Source organism: Marinicella rhabdoformis (genome assembly GCF_009671245.1).
In the GTDB taxonomy this organism is placed as follows: Bacteria; Pseudomonadota; Gammaproteobacteria; order Xanthomonadales; family Marinicellaceae; genus Marinicella; species Marinicella rhabdoformis.
Map to the genome: position 1 here is coordinate 230,122 of NZ_VTFS01000003.1, position 19,610 is coordinate 249,731.

The window sequence follows — 19,610 nt, forward strand, 5'->3', positions numbered from 1 at the left end:
TGAAATAGCCCATTAGCCATTGATTTTAATCAATGACTCATACAATGCTTCAAATTTAATTGAAGACCAGTTGACCGTTGTTCGCGTTTTTACTTAAGGCTGTGTCTAAAGTTATTCATACACAGCCCAAAACAAAATTATTCAAAGCCAATAAAAGCATTTGATAGACGCAAATTGATAAAACCTTTCACAGATGTTCCCAGAAGCATGCCATAAACCTCATAATTTAATTCGGCATAAATCACAGCCGAATAGGAGGCTCCAGCAGCGACTCCAAGGCCGGTACTGCTCACATAATCAGCCATAGAGCCATTTTTACTTGCAGGATTCTTGGTGTTGATATGCATCCTTTTTTCAATGAATTGACTTGACGAGTTTTCCAACTCTATACCCATAGCACCACCAATGAACGCGCTTTCTAATCCCAAATAATTATGACTGATCTCTAAAGTATTACAATTACCTCTCGGACATGATTTTTTATTCTCTGACGGGGAAGCATTCAGTTTGATGTTGCCTGCTTTAGCAAACTTGATAGGGTGTTTTCTGCGGAGTTTCACTGAACCCTTCTTACTGTAGGCTGTCGAGCTGCTAGACAACACTTGTTTAAAGTTAATACTCACTTGTTTCAAATCTTCATCAAATTCCATCCCTTTTAAATTACCTGTTGTTGTACCTTGCCATGGTGAACTAAAAAAAGCATAAGCACCTCCTGCACGTTCAATGGCTGTAAAACTGCCAAACAAAAGCGAATTTGCATCAGGCTTATTCACAACAGTTTTGGCAGTAACGTCAATAAATTGGGTTTTGATTTTATTGGGCTTAAACGGCAATGAATTGTGTATGGTTACTTGTTGTGCTTGTTCATAAGGCAGGTGGTAGTGATAAACTTTCCAGAATGAACTGCTGTGTATCACATCATAGACGCCATCTTTTTTTGAACTGGTCCACCAGTCAGCAATTTTTTGTTTTCTTGGAAAAATAAAATCTTCACCCACTTCAATTTCAGCAACATAGCTTGGCTCATAACTTTTACCTGAAAGCGTCAGCTTACCATCCCAGGCATCGCCCATTGAAATCACCCTTCCCCTCAAACCTCCTACGTTTAATTGCATGGCAATGAATGCATCAACACGTGCAAAGATAACTTGGGCATCAGACCTGAGAAAATTAGCACTTGAGCCAGAATAAAAACTCCTGTCTAACACCACATTATCAATACCTGCACTGTATAAGTTCAGTTGTTGTGCCATGTGTTTATTAAACAACAAGTTAAAACTTTTAGCGGTATGTGGCAACTTGTTTTTCAAGTCACATTGCTGATTGATTTCACATTGCTGCTCTATGATTTTAGCCGCCCAAACATACATAGAATAACCTTTGGTTTGTTGCGCTATGAGGTCAGATATAACCGCCTCGCTGTAATCCAATAACAGCGTAAAATCTGCGCTAACTAACGCTTCATTGGGTGTGCCATCATGCTTGAACTCATCATTTAAAATGTCCATATATCCTTTAATCCATGACTTTTTATCTTTGAACACATTTTTAGTCATGTTTTGGTGTACGTCACTGAGTTTTTCGTGGATTTTTGAGTCAAAAACTATGGTTTCAGCAAAGTGAAGCAATCCATCATGAGTGAATGACTTTTCTCCGTTAAACAGTGGTTCGAATTGATCGTCCCACAAGCCATTGATGCGAGTCAGTGATTTTGTGATGTTGATTTCATTGGCCACCATGTCCAGTTTGCCCAAAATCTTTTGGCCTTGTTTTTTTAAAGCCTCTTGATTGCGCTTTAAGTTGTTGAGCTCTTTTTCTATGTTCTTAACCGCCACGTTAAGTACATTCAATTTATTTGTAATGTCCTGTTTCCATTCAGCTTCCGTTTCTCCCGAAAAACTGCCCAATGCACCACAAAGCAAACTGTGGGCCTGTTTTGCCACTGCCCCGTCAATGGGTGGTCCATGACATTCACTTTTATACAATTCTCCAACCACTTTCTTGGCTGCCGCTGTGGCAATTGACACCCCAGCTGACTTTACAGCTTTAACGATGAAATCATCTTCTTCACCCTGTGCTTGACTTGACACCATGACCAGCATGACAAATACCAAACTTATGTTTTTTAACATTTTCATTGAATTCCTCTTTTTTTATGTGTGAATTTATAAAAGCGAATAAATGAAGTCAAGGGCTCAAAAATATTTACCGAATCAGCAAATTAAAAATTAATTTGAAATAAATGACCCTTAAGCCAAATTAAACCGCTACTTATATGTAATCCATCCTTATTTATTGTTATGAATCTATTGTTAAACAAAAAAAATTCTGTACTAGGCACTTGGTCTGTCCTCTTGTTTATGATTTGCAACGCCGCCCATTCAGCTGGTGGCCCACTTTGTCAAACGCCTGCACTGGCTGTTGATGGTTTTACCACAACAGTAACCACTGCTGCCGAGATGGTGCAAGCTGTGCATTGTGCCAACGAAAACGGTGATGCCAATGGTGGCGACACCATTTTGTTAGGCAATGATGTGGTATTCACAGCGTATGAGGAAGTGGCTGATGGTTACAATGCTCTGCCACGTTTCACCGCACCTTTAACCATCGATGGACAAGATCATGTACTCAGTCGTGACATCAATTTAAACTGCGTCAATGATCAGGTATTATCAGTTGATGAATTCAGATTAATCAACAATACCTCGACCCTTTTAATCAAAAACATCAGCTTAAACAACGCGTGTGCTTGGGGCGATGGCAGTTTTCAAAATTTTGACTCATATGGAGGCGCCATACTCAATCACAGTGAACTCACTGTTGAGCGGGTCATATTTGACAATAACCAAGCACAATTTGGTGCTGCAATTGACAACACACCCACAGGAATGATTGCTGAAATCACCAACAGCATCATCAAAAATTCATCTGGTTTACAAGGCGCAGGCATCATGAATTTAGGAACCATTGAAGTCATTCGCAACAGTGCTTTTATCAGTAACACCGCTTCAAATACCACAGGGGGTATAGAGCTAAACGGCAATGCCGTAATCAACTTGATTGAAAACACCGTTTTTTCTGACAATCAAGCTGGTGGAATTAATGTTCGAAGTAGCTCGGCACAAGTGGTCAGGATCAACAACTCTACATTTGCCTATAATTCCGGTGCTATTGAAAATTTAGGTAGTGTGATGCAAATTGACAATTCAATCTTTACTGGCAATACAACTGACTGCTATAGGTCAAACTATACCGGTAACAACAATTTTTCTGATGGGGGGGACATCTGCCCAGGCGATGTCGGCGACGTTACAATGATGGATAACACCTTGTCCACAGATATGTGTGTCACGCCACTGCCTGATGGCAGTTGTTTACCGGTGTTTAAATTACAACCTGGTAGCAATGCCATCGATGCAGCCACTGACACACCCAGTAGCACCGATGCACGTGGGTTTACAGCCAATGGCATCAGGGACATGGGGGCATCGGAACTCATCGCGCCTTTCGTAACACCACCTGCTGATATTATTTTAGAGGCCACAGGCCCTGCAACAGCTGTCACTTTAGGCACAGCCACCGCGGTTGACTTTAACAACCAAAGCCTCAATGCGACTCCAGACACCAGTGGCCCTTTTGCGGTCGGTACACACACCGTGACATGGACTGCAACCGACAGCCATGGCTACAATGGAACTGCCACACAAACCGTCACCATCACCGACACCACGCCACCGGTGGTAACAATGAATGGAGACAACCCCATGCAGCTGTTTGTCGGCGATGTATTCGTTGACCCAGGTGCCACAGCTTATGACTTAGTTGATGGTGACATCACTGCGGACATTGTTGTTTCAGGACTCGTTTTTACCAATGGTCGTGCCACATGGGTGCGGGGGTATAACGTCCATGACAACGCTGGCAACTTAGGCTATGCCTCACGTATGGTGGACATCAATGTCAAACGCACCTTTACCGGCACCATGCCCAGTGGACAGCCAGGCACTATATCATTCTCCACACAGGACTATGATTGTACTTTCATTACCGACCCCAGTTTCCTTGAGGCCAACAACTTCACGCCTCAGCCACCTGCCACCTTGTCATTTTTAGATGGCGTGGTGTTGTATAGCATAGAAAATTGCGCTGCTGGTGCTGATATTGAGGTCACAGTTGATTATGTGCAAACCATCCCAAATGATCACAGTGGCTGGAGACACGGTGCAACTTGGACAGAATTCACCCCAAATATCAACGGTAATTCCTTCAGTTTTTCGATACAAGCACCCACCGCTCAACCCACCCAAGGTGCAAGCACATTCATAACCGATGCCATAGGTATGGCGGGACCGGCAGACTTAGAAGCACCCATAGTTACTGCTCCAGCTGACATTACTCAAGAAGCCACAGCGACTCTGACACCAGTAACATTGGGAACAGCCACAGTGACTGACAATGTAGATCTAAACTTAACAGCGATTGCAGACAACACAGGTCCTTTTTCCTTGGGAACACATGCCATCACATGGTCAGCCACTGATAATAACAACAACACGGGGACTGATACGCAATCAGTTACCCTTGTTGATACCACTGCGCCTACCATCACTTTGAATGGCAGCAGCACCTTGCTCATCAATGTAGGTGATATTTTTATTGATGAAGGCGCCACAGCCATTGATTTGGTTGGTGGTGACCTAACAGCTCAAATCACTGTGTCTGGGACGGTAGATATTACAACTGCGGGCACATATGACTTGATTTACACAGTGCAAGACAACAATGGCAATCAATCACAAGTGACAAGAACAGTGGAAGTCAATGCGGGGGGACCAACTTCACCACAAGTTGTACCCGCAGGAGATTATTTGACTTGGCTTTTGATGTTGGTACTCATTGGTGGTATTGGCTTTATTGCGGTTCGGGATACAGCCAGTAAATAACAAACATGAGCTCAGTTGGTTTGAATCACACAACTGAGCTCATCTTTGAGCTAAAAAATAGAGTATCTCATTGATTTAACGGGTAAAAAGCAGTTATCTGGTGTTTTAATCGTGATAGGATTAAGCAACCCATTTATCACTTTTACTTTAGATGAAATCAAATGAACCAAAGCATAAAGATGACGCAATCAGTAACGAACAACAAAAGGTATTTGACGAAAACCTATACCTACAGCTGAGAAAATTGGCACATGGACTGATGCACAAAGAGCGTTCTGGCCACACCATGTCACCCACTGAACTGGTGCACAATGCTTATTTAAAAATGTCGAATTACACAGCGGGCTTTACAGATGAACAACACTATTTCAGAACCATGGCAAGACAAATGAGGCGACTACTGGTAGATTATGCCCGACACAAATCCAGTAATAAACAAAAAGGTGCCTTACAGAAAGTGGCATTAACAGACTCATTAGGATTGATTCAGGAACAACCCAATTTTATTTACATCAATGATGCCATTGAAGCATTGAATGAGATCGACACGCGCAGTGCAGAAGTCATTGAATGGGTGTATTTTACTGGCGCAGAAGTTCAAAAAGTAGCGGACCTTTTAGCCGTTTCAAATAGCACAGTTAAAAGAGATTTGAAATTTGGCCGTGCTTTTATCAGCGACTATGTCAGTAACACTCATCGTAACAAATAAGCCACGTTAGACAGCTAACAACAGCCAAAACACAATAACATCAGTGATTAAATATGAGCCACTTTGGTCAAAACATAAAACAACTGTTCAATCAGTGCATTGACTTAAACCCTACAGAACAAAAAGCAGTCATTGCGGCCTCTGAATTTGATGAAGAGGTAAAAGCTAAAGTCACCAGCATGCTGAAACACCACCACATTAATTATGGTTTAACCGCTGCCATGATCGAAGAAGTCACTGAGGACATGGGCTTAGAGCAACTGAAAGCTGGTGATGCTTTAAACGAATATCGATTAATCAAAATGCTCGGCCAAGGCGGACAAGGTGAAGTTTGGTTAGCAAAACGCACCGACCCAAACTTTGAACAACAAGTCGCCATCAAAGTCTTAAAACCAATACACAGTAGACTTGAGTTAAATCGCTTTCAGGCTGAAAGAAACCTGCTGGCAACACTCAACCACCCGAACATTGCCCAACTGTATGGCGGTGGTACACACAATGATGGCCGACTGTACATGGTGCTTGAATACATTGACGGCATCAACATTCTTGACCACACACGCAAAGCAAAACTGAACTTAACACAGCGCTTGAAGTTATTTTTACAGGTGGCAAAAGCCGTTCAGTTTGCCCATCAAAACGGCATCATACATAGAGACATAAAACCTAATAACATACTGGTTGATCCATCAAATCAAATCAAACTGTTGGATTTCGGCATTGCCAAACACGTCGATGCCGAAGTCACTGAAACCATCAATGAGCGCATGCTCACCATGGCATATTCCAGCCCTGAGCAACTGACAGGTGAAGCTGTATCAACAGTGACGGATGTTTATGCATTGGGCTTGGTTTTATATCAACTTTTAACAGATCAAAACGCACACGTTAATAGCACGTCTACACCTGCCGAAATCATCATCGATGTCACAGAAAAAACACCCCCACTTCCCAGTAAGTGTACAAGCAATGAAGTCAGTTTTAAAAACCGCTTGCAAGGAGACTTAGACAACATCGTCATGCTGGCCATTCGCAAAACACCAGCCAATCGGTACCAAAGTGTCGATTCATTGATTCATGATGTAGAACAGCATTTAAAAGGCAGGCCGGTAAGTGCTTCTGGAGAAAATTGGCTGTATAAAGTTAAAAAACTGATACGCAGAAACCCCTTGTCAAGTTTAATGACTGCCTTGACTGTTGCCTCATTTTTGACCTTATTTGTCATCATTTCAAACGTCAACGTAACGGTCAAAGCACAAAGAGACTTGGCTTTAGCTGCACAAAGTGAAGCCGAACAACAAACACAGCTGGCCATGAAAACAAAAGATTTTTTGGTCACCTTATTACGCTCAGCTTCGCCTTTGGGTTCTGAAGGCAAAGAAATTACGTTGAGCCAAGTGCTGGCACAAGGAGAACGACAATTACTCAACAGCGCCGATGACCAACCCCATTTAAAAACCACCTTAATTCAAACTTTCGCTGAAATTCAGTCTAATTTGGGCAACAACGAAAATGCGGTGAACTTTTTAAGTCAATCCATTGCAATCGGAAAAAAGCATGGGTTTATTGATATAGAACTACAGGGCATTGGCCAATCAGCCATAGCATTGATGTGGCTAGGAAAAAACGATGATGCCCAGCGCTTATTTAAAGAAGCTGATGCGTTGTTTTTACAAACCAACAACGTTGAAGCAAAGGCGTGGCACTTAGCCAGAAAAGCGACGTGGCTACAAGAATCAGGAAAACAAGAATCATCTGAAAAAATGGCCCTACAAGGCATCTCACTCCTGAAAAACAATGGTATAGACAACCCAGGATTATTGGGTAGGTTTTATAATGAATTGGCGGCAGCCAACAGACACAGGAATAACGAACAAGCTTTGATCTATAATGACAAATCTTTGAAAGCTGCAGAATTATCCACTGGAATCAACCACCCTTATTATCAAATGAGGTTGGTTTCCAGGTCTGTCATACTGATGCGATTAAAGCGCCATGAAGAAGCAGAAAAAACACTTCAAACTGCGCTCAAAATTGCCGAAAAACTCTATTCAAAGAACCACCCCATTTTGGCTCATACTTGGTCTGAGTTGGCTACCTTTTATCATAACAAAGGTCATTTTAATAAAGCAAAAAATGCTTATGAACACACATTAAGCATGCTTGAAACCACTTTGGGTAAAGAAAACGTACATTACATATTACCACTCAATAATTTGGCGTTCTTAAATGAAGACATGGGTAATTGGACCTTAGCCGAAAAACAATTTTCAGAGTCTTTGGCGCTGAGGAAAAAAGTATTAAAAAACCAACCCATGCGAATTGCCAGCGTACAGGCAAACTTGGCACGACTGCTGGCCAAAATGAATCGATCAAATGAGGCAGCACACTACTTGAAATTGGCCATGCCAGTCTTCAGGCAATCAAAAAGAAACAACATTTACAACCAAGTCACAGACACAGCCATCGCCCTCAATAGAAGCTGTGAAATAGGTGAAACCTCATTGAACCAGTTGCTCCCAGAACTTAATACCCAAAACACTGGTTGGAGAAAAATGTATGCCCAATTTTGGCTGTCATCACTCAGCCAAGCTTGCGGTCTAACCGACATTGCTGATGACTTAAAAAAACAAGCCAAAGAACAGCTTGATGACGTATACGACATAAACTCAATAGGGTATAAAAACTTGTCATCGCAGTGGTTCAATTGATTTTTAAATTTATCATTATTTTAAAATATCAAAATAAATGAGCCCTTGACCGAATAAAACCGCTTTTACTTGTATACCATACAAATAAAAGCCATGAATACATATACCAAAACTGTTTTAATCATATTGAGCGGCTTCTGCTGCTCATCTCAAGCAACTGATGAACTGTCTTCAAAACATCAAAAAGTAGCGCCTACTGAATTTCAACTTCAAAGACGTGCATTCTCAGCTGGCGGCCACACCAAAAGCAAACAATTCACTATCAATGCCAGTATAGGACAAGCAGTTTCACACCAGTCCACTTCACAGTCTTGGCAATTGCAATCAGGGCTCATAACCCAGCAACACGGCTTGCTCAGTGACTTGATTTTCAAAAACACATTCGAACAACTTTCCAATAACTTTCACTCAGGAGAAGAACATGAGTAAGTATCACTCAGTATGGCTGTTGACAGCCTTTTTTATCACATCAGTTGAAGCACAAATCGACACCAGCATCAGTTACCAAGGCGAATTAACACGCAATGGCCTGAGCGCTGAGGGCCTTCATGACTTCAGTTTCACACTATTTGATGATTTAGAAAGTGGGCTGCAGATTGGTGATACCTTGTTGATTGAAGACATTGAAGTCAGCCAGGGCATCTTTACCGTTGTGCTAGACTTCGGCCCAGGCACCTTTGTTGGAGATAAACTCTGGCTTGAAGTGGCTGTTCAGGCTGATAACAGCAACGATTTTGAAACACTGCACCCAAGACAATCCATTCAAGCAGCACCCTATGCTTTGCATGCTGAAATGGTGGCACTGGATGCCATCGGTAGCACCGAAATCATCAACAACAGCATCACAGGCGACGACATCGCCAACCAAACCATCAATGCCACACACTTACAAGACGGCAGTGGATCACAAATAGATGCCGACTTATTGGACGGCATGGACAGCCAAGACTTTGCGCAACAGGCGGTAATTGACAACCTCAATAACACCATTACTGCACTTCAACAGCAGCTGAGCTCCCTCAATGACCTCGTGGTTAACGGCCCAAAAATCCTTGGAAGAACTGCGATGACAAGCAATGCAAGATTTGAATTTAATAACGAAACAGGCAGTCAGGCTGCAAATCCAATGTGCCAAGCCACTTTTCCAGATGACCCAGGTGCTCATATGTGTACTACCCATGAAGTGCAAAGGGCCTTGGCCAGCAAGCGATTTCCCAGTGACACAAGTTCAATAAACAACCAAAGATTCTGGACTGTAGAAAACACATTCTACAACCATTCCTCTTGGCAAAACAACTCAGTCCACAGTAATTGTTCAGGTCTATTGGAAAATGCCAGCGATGTGGCCCATGGCACCACAATGACTTTGATGTTCAACCAGCAGTCTGGAGGTAATGGCGGCAATCTTAATGGTGATTTTTTTGACCTTCAAAAAGGCGTTTATTGCGGGACCAACCTTCCCGTTCTTTGCTGTTTATAATCGTTCTAAACAGCAAAAGTCATAAGGCAAAATGTCAGTTCGACATTTTGCCTCTTTTATTATTTCAACAAAGGTTTTAAAAACGCCGCAGTGTGGCTCTTCTTATTCTTTATCAAAGCTTCAGGCGTACCTTTGGCAATGATTTCGCCACCGCCGTTACCACCTTCTGGCCCCAAATCAATTATCCAATCGGCCGTTTTGATCACGTCTAAGTTATGCTCAATGACAATTATGGTGTTGCCGTTATCACGCAAGCGGTGCAAGACTTTCATCAATTGCTTGATGTCGGCAAAATGCAATCCTGTTGTCGGCTCATCCAAAATATAAACTGTTTGGCCCGTGTCTCGTTTGGACAATTCTTTGGCCAACTTGACCCTTTGCGCCTCACCACCCGACAAGGTGGTCGCATTTTGACCTAAGGTTATGTAACTCAAACCCACATCCATCAAGGTTTGTAGTTTATTTTTCAAGGAGGGAATGGCAGCAAAGAATGGTAGCGCATCTTCAACCGTCATTTCTAAAACTTGGTAGATGTTCTTGCCCTTGTATTGAATGTCCAGCGTTTCTCTGTTGTAGCGTTTGCCTTTACAGGTATCACAGGTCACATAGACGTCTGGTAAAAAGTGCATTTCTACTTTGATCAGTCCATCGCCTTGACAGGCTTCACAGCGCCCACCTTTGACATTGAAACTGAATCGCCCTGGCTTATAACCACGGGCACGTGATTCTGGCGTACCAGCAAACAAGTCGCGAATGGGCCCAAACAACTGTGTATAGGTGGCTGGATTGGAACGCGGCGTGCGACCAATTGGCTTTTGATCAATGTCCACCACTTTATCGAACAACTCAATGTTCTCAAATTTTTCATACACCTGTGGTTGTTGCTGCGCACGGTTCAATTCATTGGCCAACACTTTATATAAGGTCTCATTAATCAAAGTTGACTTACCGGAACCTGAAACACCCGTGACACAGGTGAACAAGCCAGCTGGAATTTCTAAAGTCACATTCTTTAAGTTATTGCCTTTGGCGCCTTTCAACTTAAAGACTTTCTTTTTGTCTACCTTGTGTCTTTCAGCAGGAATTTCAATTTTCTGTTTGCCCGTTAAAAATTGTCCTGTGATGGAGTTTTCATTGGCACAAATTTCTTCTGGCGTGCCTTGGGCAACAATTTGTCCACCATGAACGCCGGCACCTGGACCAATATCAATCACATGATCGGCCATCTTCACCGCATCTTCATCATGTTCAACCACAATCACGGTGTTACCCATGTTTTTCAGGTTCACCAACGTTTTCAAAAGCTTTTCATTGTCTCGTTGGTGCAAGCCAATCGAAGGCTCATCCAACACATACATAACCCCAACCAAGCCGGCACCAATTTGACTGGCCAGCCTGATGCGCTGCGCTTCACCACCAGACAAAGAATCGGCCTTTCGATCCAAGGTCAAATAATTCAACCCCACATTAACCAAAAAACTCAAACGTTCAGCGATTTCTTTGATGATTTTTTCAGCAATCTGCGCCTTATTGCCCTGTAATTTGATGGTTTGAAAATGTGTCAAAGCATTGGCAATCGACATCGCATTGATGTGTGGCAAAGGCACGTCGTTAATAAACACATGACGCGCTGCACGATTCAAACGTTGGCCTTCACAAGATGGGCATGGTTTTTTACTGATGTATTTATTCAATTCGTCACGCACCATTGAAGATTCCGTTTCTTTATAACGTCGTTTCATGTTATTGGCGATGCCTTCAAAACTGTGGTTGCGGTTGTACTGGCCTTTGTCACTGTAATAGGTAAAAGGAATGGTTTTGTCACCACTTCCAAAAAAGATCACATCTTTGATGTTTTCAGGCAATTTATTCAACGGGGTCTCGACATCGAAGTCATAGGCTTCGGCCACCGCTTGAATCATTTGAAAATAATAGCCGTTGCGCTTATCCCAACCACGCACGGCACCATTAAATAAGGACAGACTCCAATCAGACACGATTCGGTCTGGATCAAAAAACTGACTGATGCCCAAACCATCACACTCCGAACAAGCACCATTGGGCGAGTTGAATGAAAATAAACGTGGCTCCAATTCACTTAAAGAGTAATCACAAACTGAACAGGAAAACAAAGAACTGAATAACACATCCACTTTGTCATCGCCTTCCACTTCATCGAAAGAAACCACTTTGGCTAAACCATCGGCCAAAGACAAAGCAGTTTCAAAAGACTCTGCCAAACGCTGAGCCATGCCATCTTTGACTTTGAATCGATCTACTACCGCTTCAATGTCATGCTTTTGTTTGGGGTTTAAGGCCGGCAAATCATCAATGTTATATACTTTGCCATCAATTCTGACACGCACAAAACCACTGGAACGCAGCTGCTCCATCAACAACAAATGTTCACCTTTGCGGTTTCGAACCACCGGTGCCAATAACATCAACTTTTTACCCGTTTCCATCGCCATGACTTTATCGACCATTTCAGAAACTTCTTGGGCCTCTAATGAAATGTGGTGGTCGGGACACTGTGGCGTGCCAATACGTGCATACAATAAACGCAAGTAATCATAGATTTCAGTGATCGTGCCCACTGTTGACCTAGGGTTGTGCGATGTGGACTTTTGTTCAATAGAAATCGCCGGAGACAAACCTTCAATGTGATCTAAGTCTGGCTTGTCCATCATTGACAAAAACTGTCTGGCGTAGGCAGACAAAGACTCCACGTAACGGCGCTGGCCTTCTGCATAAATGGTATCGAATGCCAAAGACGACTTACCAGAACCAGACAGGCCCGTAATGACAATAAATTGATCCCTAGGGATATCAACATCGATGTTCTTTAAATTATGGGTGCGCACACCACGCAGAGAAATTGTTTTCATGGGTTCTAAAGTCAAAGCACAACAAACCCACCATTTTAATGAGTATTGCATCGATTCTGTACCTAAATATTGCTCTTTTTACTTGGTTTGGTCATAATGTGCCTCCGAATCTGAGCGATGACTGAAATCATTTCAATAATCAGTTGACCGAGCTTATCAAGTTAAGTAAAATCCCCGCTCTTTTTAAGACAACCGAAATATTGGAGTAGTTTGATGCACGCAGTTGTAGCTACAGGTGGCAAACAATACAGAATCAAAGAAGGCGACGTAATTAAAGTAGAATCTTTAAAAGTTGAAGCTGGAGATAAAATCGAATTAGACAAAGTTTTGATGTTGTCTGATGGCGAAAATGTTGAAATAGGTAAACCTTTATTAGAAGGTAAAACTGTTTCAGCCGAAGTATTGTCGAATGGCCGTCACAAGAAAGTAAGAATCATGAAATTCAAAAGACGTAAACACCACATGAAACAAATGGGTCATCGTCAGAATTACACTGAAATAAAAATCACTAAAATAGGATAAGAGAGGTAACTCGTCATGGCACATAAGAAAGCAGCAGGTAGTACTAATAACGGTCGCGATTCGAATCCTAAGTACCTTGGCGTTAAAATGTACGGTGGCCAACAAGCCATTGCAGGTAACATTTTAGTTCGTCAACGTGGTACTAAATTTCACGCTGGCGACAACGTTGGCATGGGTAAAGACCACACATTATTTGCACTTAAAGACGGTGAAGTTAAATTCACTAAAAAAGGCAAAAACTACAGACAATACATTGAAGTTATCGCACAAGCATAACTACAGTCTGACAGTTAATCGAGAAAAGCTCACATTTTGTGGGCTTTTTTTGTGAGCCAATCAAAACCAGCCCACTCCCTATTCTCAATAAATAAGATATAATCCTCGCCATGAAATTTGTAGATGAAGTCAAAATAACAGTCAAAGCAGGAAACGGCGGCTCCGGTTCAGCCAGTTTCAGGCGTGAAAAATTCATTCAATTCGGCGGCCCAGACGGCGGCGATGGCGGCAAAGGCGGCGACATCGTGTTACAAGGTGACCAAGGATTGAACACCCTGGTGGATTTCCGTCACAAAAAGCGCTTTGACGCCCAAAACGGCGAATCTGGTCGAGGCAGACAAATGTACGGGAAAGGCGGCGATGACCTGGTTATCAAAGTACCTACCGGTACCGAAGTATACGACTTAGAAACCGACCAAAAACTGGGTGACATCACTGAACATGAACAAAAACTAGTCATCGCCGATGGCGGCAAAGGCGGCCTGGGTAACATGCACTTCAAAAGCTCAGTCAATCGCGCACCCAAAAGGTTCACATCAGGTGATCAAGGTGACCTTCGTGAGATCAAATTAGAGCTTAAAGTTTTGGCTGACGTGGGCTTGTTAGGCTTCCCTAATGCAGGCAAATCCACCTTCGTAAACGCCATATCAGCTGCCAAACCTAAAATTGCTGACTACCCCTTTACCACGCTGTACCCAGCCCTTGGCGTGGTTCCTGTGACCTCTGACACCAGCTTTGTGGTTGCAGACATCCCAGGTATCATTGAAGGTGCTGCAGAAGGTGCCGGTTTGGGCATTCAATTCTTAAAGCATTTACAACGCACAGGCTTGTTATTGCACATGATTGAGCTGCCAGCCTATGAAGGCATGTCAGATCCAGTGGAACAATTTCATCAATTATCAGAAGAGTTGGTTAAATTTTCAGAACAATTGAAAGAAAAACAACGCTGGCTGGTATTCACTAAAGCTGATGTCACAACAGATGAAGAAGCAAATGCATTGGCAGCCAATTACGCCAAAGCCATGGGATGGGAAGGTGGTTACCACTTGATATCTTCGATCAGCAAAAAAGGCTTGGATAAAATTGTTCAAGACATCGCCCAGCACTTATTTGGCGAAGAAGACGACTTTTAAGCCCGTAGCACACTCTAAACCAAGTCAAGCATGCCATTCATAACAATGGCATGCTTATAAGCCTTTCTCCTTATAAGGACTTACCACATATTTTGAATTAACTATGGGGCCACACTGCGTATCTGACGCCAATGCTTTGGCGATATTCATTGCTTTACTTTCAGCCACTGACTCACTGGCCTGAGGGCACACCAATAAAAATTGCGACGCACTGATTCTGAATAAGCCATCAGTAACATCACTGTTGTTTTTCAACACTGAAGCCATTTTTTTCAAGCACATGTCTCTGACTTGCTTGCCCCAATCCCTCATGATTTCGTCAACATTAATAAACTCAAAAGTGACCAACATTGCTCCTTTAGTTTGTAACTTCATAAACTCAGGAAAATAGTTTTTGTGCCACATCCCAGTCAAGTAGTCACGATTCATCAAGTGATTGATTTGCTTGTGGCTGTCAGCCAGCAAATCATTCGCCTCTTGTAACTCCCGCCCCATCAACTTAGCAACCATAGCCAAACAACTGATACCCACCACACATTCATAAATGGCATCTATAAATGAAATGTGTGTCATATAGTCAGGAACCGAACCTCCCAAAAGCGCAGGAATCAGCACCAAGCCATGATGCAAGAACAACAAGCCTTCAACCAGAAATACCGCCCATATCACCATAAAACGCTGCTTTTTCGACTCTGAAAACAACAAAAGACAATGGATTATCAGGATCGTTGACACACCTAAATAGACCATCACTTGAGTTTGTAATGTATCAAAGCCCAACAAAAACCAAGCCAAGTGCATCATTAGGTACAAGCCAATTTGTAGCTTTGAACTTAGAATAAAGCTGACATTGTGTGCTTTCAACTCAAACAAAGCCCTTACCAAGAACACAACAAAAGCCAATTTGAAAACAGCATACAACTGATAAATAAACCGCTGGCCAGTTTCACCACCACTTTCAGGCCAATTTAAAACCAACAACACCGACAGCAAGGCCAATGCGTTCATAGCCCAAGCCATGCGCCATGTTCTTATGAATAACCGTTTTAAACGCCAATCAAGCCAAGAAAAAAGAGAGAAAAATACCAACAACAAAGACACTTGAACTGACAATGACCATTGGTTAAGAATGACTTCAACAGCTTCTGGCATAAAATATATCGTTGATCCAATTGAATACAATGATTAAAACAGATTTCCTCAAGAAATGCATCATCGAGAATGCACTCACTAACAGTCATGTTCAAGCAGGCTAGAATCTGGTACAAAGAACAAAATACTCACTTGCAGCCTTACATCGTTGTAGGCTCAGCTTCCGTGTCCTCGACAATTGCTCCTGCATTGTTCTAATACCTGCCATCCTTGCCAGCATGCCTCCTCTGCCGCCCTACTTCCCTTACACTTGTCTGCTGCCGGCATCCTGCCTCCGCTGCCGCCCTACTTCCCTTACACTTGTCTGCTGCCGGCATCCTGCCTCCGCTGCCGCCCTACTTCCCTGTAGGGCAAAAAAAAACGCCATGTTCTAAGAACACGGCGCTTCTAATGTAAGCTAAGATTTAACTCAGTCTTTACTCTCCTCTACTTCCTCTTTTTTTTGGGCCTTTGGCCTCATTTTATTTATAGCTTGGGCACTTTGTTGGCTGCTGAATTATTATTGACATTTATTGTCAGCCTTAACAAAACTGTAACGATTATAAAGAAACCACGAAATAAAACAAGCCCCTTTTTTAAACTAATTCCTTGAAGTATAAAGTGAACATGCGTTCGCAAATGTAGACATACATGTATTTGAGAACTGCATCACAACACACAAATCAATCTTGCTGTATTTATGTTTGCCCAATTGATTATAATGAGCCGATGACTGCATTAATGATTGGCCTAGCGGGGCCCGAATTGACCGCCCAAGACAAAATAAACCTCCGGCACCCACTGGTTTGTGGTGTGATATTTTTCAAAAGAAATTTTGTCGATTACAAACAATTAACACAATTGATTACTGCAACCAAAGCCATCAAAGGTGACGACTGTCTGTTTGCCGTGGACCAAGAAGGTGGCCGTGTGATTCGCTTTGGCTTACCTTTCACGCAACTGGACCCATTGGCCACAATAGGTGACGCCTTTGACAGCAATCCTGACAAAGGTAAAACCTATGCCCACTTGCATGCTTGGTTGATGGCGTCTGAATTATTGAGCATCGGCATAGATTTAAGCTTTGCACCCGTTCTTGACATAGACAACGGCTCCAATGTGATTGGTGACCGTGCTTTTTCAACTGACCCCGACACTGTCAGCACTTTAGGTGAAATTTACTGTCGCAGCATGCAAGCAGCCGGCATGAAAACCACGGGTAAGCATTACCCGGGACATGGTACAGTGGTTGCCGACTCTCACGTTGACTTGCCCATTGATGACCGCCTTTGGGATGAGTTAGAAAATCTCGACCTCAAGCCTTTTGTCCAATTGATTGATGCTGGATGCATTGATGCCATGATGCTCTCCCATGTGATTTACAGCAAATCTTGTGATTTGCCGGCTGGTTACTCAAATGTCTGGAATGAAATTCTGTTGCGTAAGAAACATGGGTTTAGAGGCATCAGTATCAGTGACGATTTGGGTATGAAAGCGGCCGAATGCGTTGGCCCTGTAGAAAAAAGATACCAGGCTTGTGTTGACGCAGACATTGACATGACCTTGGTTTGCGACTTTGACTTGTGCACAGAATTACTTTCAAACAATCGTTTGAAATATTTACCCCGTTACACGCAAAAATTATCTAAAATAAGGCGCTTAAAAGGTCAATCCACTTTGGATACTGACCGACCCTTTTGGGAACAAAGCCGATGGCAGAACGCCAGAAAAGCACTGATACATTTGAGAAATTCATGAGTGAACACACATACCCACATTTATTTGCCCCATTAAAAGTTGCCAACCACGAAATCAAAAACCGTGTACTGATGGGCTCAATGCACACAGGACTAGAAGACCGTGCAAAGAATTACCCTAAATTGGCCGAGTATTTCAGGCAACGTGCTGAAGGCGAAGCGGGTATTATTGTTACTGGTGGGATTTCTCCGAATATTGCTGGCTGGGTCGCACCCTTGTCCGGTTTTTTAAAATACGGCTTTCAAACCAAACGCCACAAAATTGTCACAAAAGCAGTTCATGAAGCCGAAGGTAAAATCTGTATGCAAATTTTGCACTCAGGCCGTTATGGCTACCACCCATTCACCGTTTCATCTACAGACAAACAATCGCCCATCACACCTTTCAAACCCAAAAAGTTGAATGAGAAAGGCATTTGGAAACAAATCAAATCTTTTGTTAACTGCGCCCAATTGGCACAAGATGCAGGCTATGACGGCGTAGAAGTGATGGGTTCTGAAGGCTATTTGCTGAACCAATTCATTTCACCACGCACCAATGACCGTGATGATGACTGGGGTGGCTCATTTGAAAACCGCTGCCGCATAGCATTAGAAATCGTCAAACAAACCCGAGCCGCTGTTGGCGAAGACTTCATCATCATTTTCAGGCTGTCCATGCTTGAATTGGTTAACAACGGCTCAGAAATTAAAGAAGTGATTGCACTGGCCAAATTACTCGAAGAAGCAGGTGTCAGCATCATCAATACTGGCATCGGTTGGCACGAAGCCCGAGTACCCACCATCGCGACGATGGTGCCACGTGGCGGCTTTGCTTGGGTGACAGAAAAGATCAAAGAACACGTATCAGTGCCTTTGGTCACCACCAATCGCATCAACCACCCACAAGTGGCCGAAGACATCATTTCTTCGGGTCAAGCCGATATGGTTTCTATGGCCCGACCCTTTTTGGCCGACCCAAACTTGGTTAAGAAGTCACGTATCGGACAGGAAAAAGAAATCAACGTCTGTATCGGGTGCAACCAAGCCTGCTTGGACCACGTATTCAAAAACCAACGCGCCAGCTGCTTGGTCAACCCGCAAGCCTGTTACGAAACTGAATTCGTTTCAAAAGACACACCACAAGCCAAAAACATAGCGGTTGTCGGTGCTGGCATGGCAGGACTTTCATGTGCCACCACATTGGCAGAACGCGGCCACACAGTCACGCTATTTGAAGCCAGTAACAAAATCGGTGGCCAATTCAATTTGGCAGCCAACATCCCCGGCAAAGAAGAGTTTGTGCACACCATCAGTTACTACACAGAACTGATTGAAAAACATGGCGTTAAATTAAAACTCAACACCCCTGCCACAGAAATGGCATTGGCCGGTTATGATGAAGTGGTCATCGCCTCAGGCGTTAAACCCCGTGTACCGCCCATCGAAGGCATTGGACACGACAAAGTCATCATCTACAATGAATTGCTCTCAGGCGAGAAAAAAGCCGGTGAAAAAGTCGCTGTGATTGGCGCTGGTGGCATAGGCTTTGACGTCTCTGAATATTTGGCCGTTGAAGACCCAACACAGGCACAAACCATTGATGAATTTTGTCAAGAATGGGGCATCGATAAAACAATAGAAAATGCAGGCGGCCTGACCAAAGCCATAGACGAAAAATCACCCAGAACCATCTACATGCTACAAAGAAAAACTTCAAAGCCCGGCAAAGGTTTGGGTAAAACCACTGGTTGGATTCACCGTTTGAGCATCAAGAAGAAAGGCGTCAAAACCTTAACAGGCGTGCAATATGACAAAATTGACGATGAAGGCTTGCACATCACCATCGGTGAAAAATCACAAGTACTGGATGTCGATCACGTCATCGTCTGTGCCGGCCAAGTATCACAAAAAAGCCTCTACATCGAAGACAAAGACAACTACCACATCATCGGCGGTGCCGATTTGGCAGCCGAACTCGACGCCAAACGCGCCATCAAACAAGGTACGCTTCTGGGCCAAAGACTGTAAACTATTTGAATCAAACTAACCTTGTAGTCGCACCCTTTACGGGTGCCCTA

Annotated in this window: 13 protein-coding genes; 10 read left to right on the forward strand and 3 right to left on the reverse strand. The window is 43.2% G+C overall.

Annotation, left to right across the window (positions count from 1 at the left end):
• Positions 1 to 137: 137 nt before the first annotated feature.
• Positions 138 to 2,138: a hypothetical protein gene (locus FET73_RS08850; RefSeq protein WP_154223592.1), complete on the reverse strand. Its 2,001-nt coding sequence runs from the start codon at positions 2,136 to 2,138 to the stop codon at positions 138 to 140.
• Positions 2,139 to 2,360: 222 nt separating this feature from the next.
• Here FET73_RS08850 and FET73_RS08855 point away from each other — a divergent pair, with 222 nt between their 5' ends.
• The 5 genes from FET73_RS08855 to FET73_RS08875 all read left to right on the forward strand — a co-directional run bounded on the left by FET73_RS08855 (position 2,361) and on the right by FET73_RS08875 (position 9,843).
• Positions 2,361 to 4,943, forward strand: a complete 2,583-nt coding sequence (locus FET73_RS08855; protein ID WP_179952202.1) for an immunoglobulin-like domain-containing protein — start codon at positions 2,361 to 2,363, stop codon at positions 4,941 to 4,943.
• A gap of 151 nt (positions 4,944 to 5,094) precedes the next feature.
• The gene (locus tag FET73_RS08860) at positions 5,095 to 5,652 is read left to right on the forward strand and encodes an ECF-type sigma factor (protein WP_154223594.1); all 558 of its coding nucleotides are present in this window, start codon (positions 5,095 to 5,097) and stop codon (positions 5,650 to 5,652) included.
• A 53-nt stretch (positions 5,653 to 5,705) separates the two neighbouring features.
• Positions 5,706 to 8,363: a serine/threonine-protein kinase gene (locus FET73_RS08865; protein ID WP_154223595.1), complete on the forward strand. Its 2,658-nt coding sequence runs from the start codon at positions 5,706 to 5,708 to the stop codon at positions 8,361 to 8,363.
• 93 nt (positions 8,364 to 8,456) lie between these two features.
• Entirely contained in the window at positions 8,457 to 8,792 is a 336-nt protein-coding gene (locus tag FET73_RS08870) for a hypothetical protein (protein WP_154223596.1), read from the forward strand.
• Positions 8,785 to 9,843 carry a hypothetical protein gene (locus tag FET73_RS08875; protein ID WP_154223597.1) on the forward strand — a complete coding sequence of 353 codons (1,059 nt, stop codon included), beginning with the start codon at positions 8,785 to 8,787 and terminating at the stop codon, positions 9,841 to 9,843. The genes FET73_RS08870 and FET73_RS08875 overlap by 8 nt, the downstream gene beginning before the upstream one ends.
• Before the next feature lie 59 nt (positions 9,844 to 9,902).
• On the opposite strand, the gene uvrA is transcribed toward FET73_RS08875, so the two are convergent.
• Positions 9,903 to 12,731 (reverse strand): excinuclease ABC subunit UvrA, encoded by a 2,829-nt coding sequence (gene uvrA / locus FET73_RS08880; protein ID WP_154223918.1) that lies wholly within the window; start codon positions 12,729 to 12,731, stop codon positions 9,903 to 9,905.
• 213 nt (positions 12,732 to 12,944) lie between these two features.
• On the opposite strand from uvrA, the gene rplU reads away from it, so the two are divergent.
• The 3 genes from rplU to cgtA all read left to right on the forward strand — a co-directional run bounded on the left by rplU (position 12,945) and on the right by cgtA (position 14,662).
• Entirely contained in the window at positions 12,945 to 13,253 is a 309-nt protein-coding gene (gene rplU, locus FET73_RS08885) for a 50S ribosomal protein L21 (protein WP_154223598.1), read from the forward strand.
• A gap of 15 nt (positions 13,254 to 13,268) precedes the next feature.
• Positions 13,269 to 13,529 carry a 50S ribosomal protein L27 gene (rpmA, locus tag FET73_RS08890; protein ID WP_154223599.1) on the forward strand — a complete coding sequence of 87 codons (261 nt, stop codon included), beginning with the start codon at positions 13,269 to 13,271 and terminating at the stop codon, positions 13,527 to 13,529.
• Positions 13,530 to 13,639: 110 nt separating this feature from the next.
• On the forward strand, positions 13,640 to 14,662 hold the full coding sequence (gene cgtA, locus FET73_RS08895) for an Obg family GTPase CgtA (protein ID WP_154223600.1): 1,023 nt from the start codon (positions 13,640 to 13,642) through the stop codon (positions 14,660 to 14,662).
• Positions 14,663 to 14,716: 54 nt separating this feature from the next.
• Here the strand turns inward: cgtA and FET73_RS08900 are convergent, their stop codons facing one another.
• Entirely contained in the window at positions 14,717 to 15,814 is a 1,098-nt protein-coding gene (locus FET73_RS08900; RefSeq protein WP_154223601.1) for a GGDEF domain-containing protein, read from the reverse strand.
• A gap of 708 nt (positions 15,815 to 16,522) precedes the next feature.
• Between FET73_RS08900 and nagZ the strand changes: the two genes are divergently transcribed.
• Positions 16,523 to 17,551: a beta-N-acetylhexosaminidase gene (gene nagZ / locus FET73_RS08905; RefSeq protein ID WP_179952203.1), complete on the forward strand. Its 1,029-nt coding sequence runs from the start codon at positions 16,523 to 16,525 to the stop codon at positions 17,549 to 17,551.
• Positions 17,548 to 19,560, forward strand: a complete 2,013-nt coding sequence (locus FET73_RS08910; protein WP_154223603.1) for an NADPH-dependent 2,4-dienoyl-CoA reductase — start codon at positions 17,548 to 17,550, stop codon at positions 19,558 to 19,560. The genes nagZ and FET73_RS08910 overlap by 4 nt, the downstream gene beginning before the upstream one ends.
• The last annotated feature ends 50 nt before the right edge of the window (positions 19,561 to 19,610 follow it).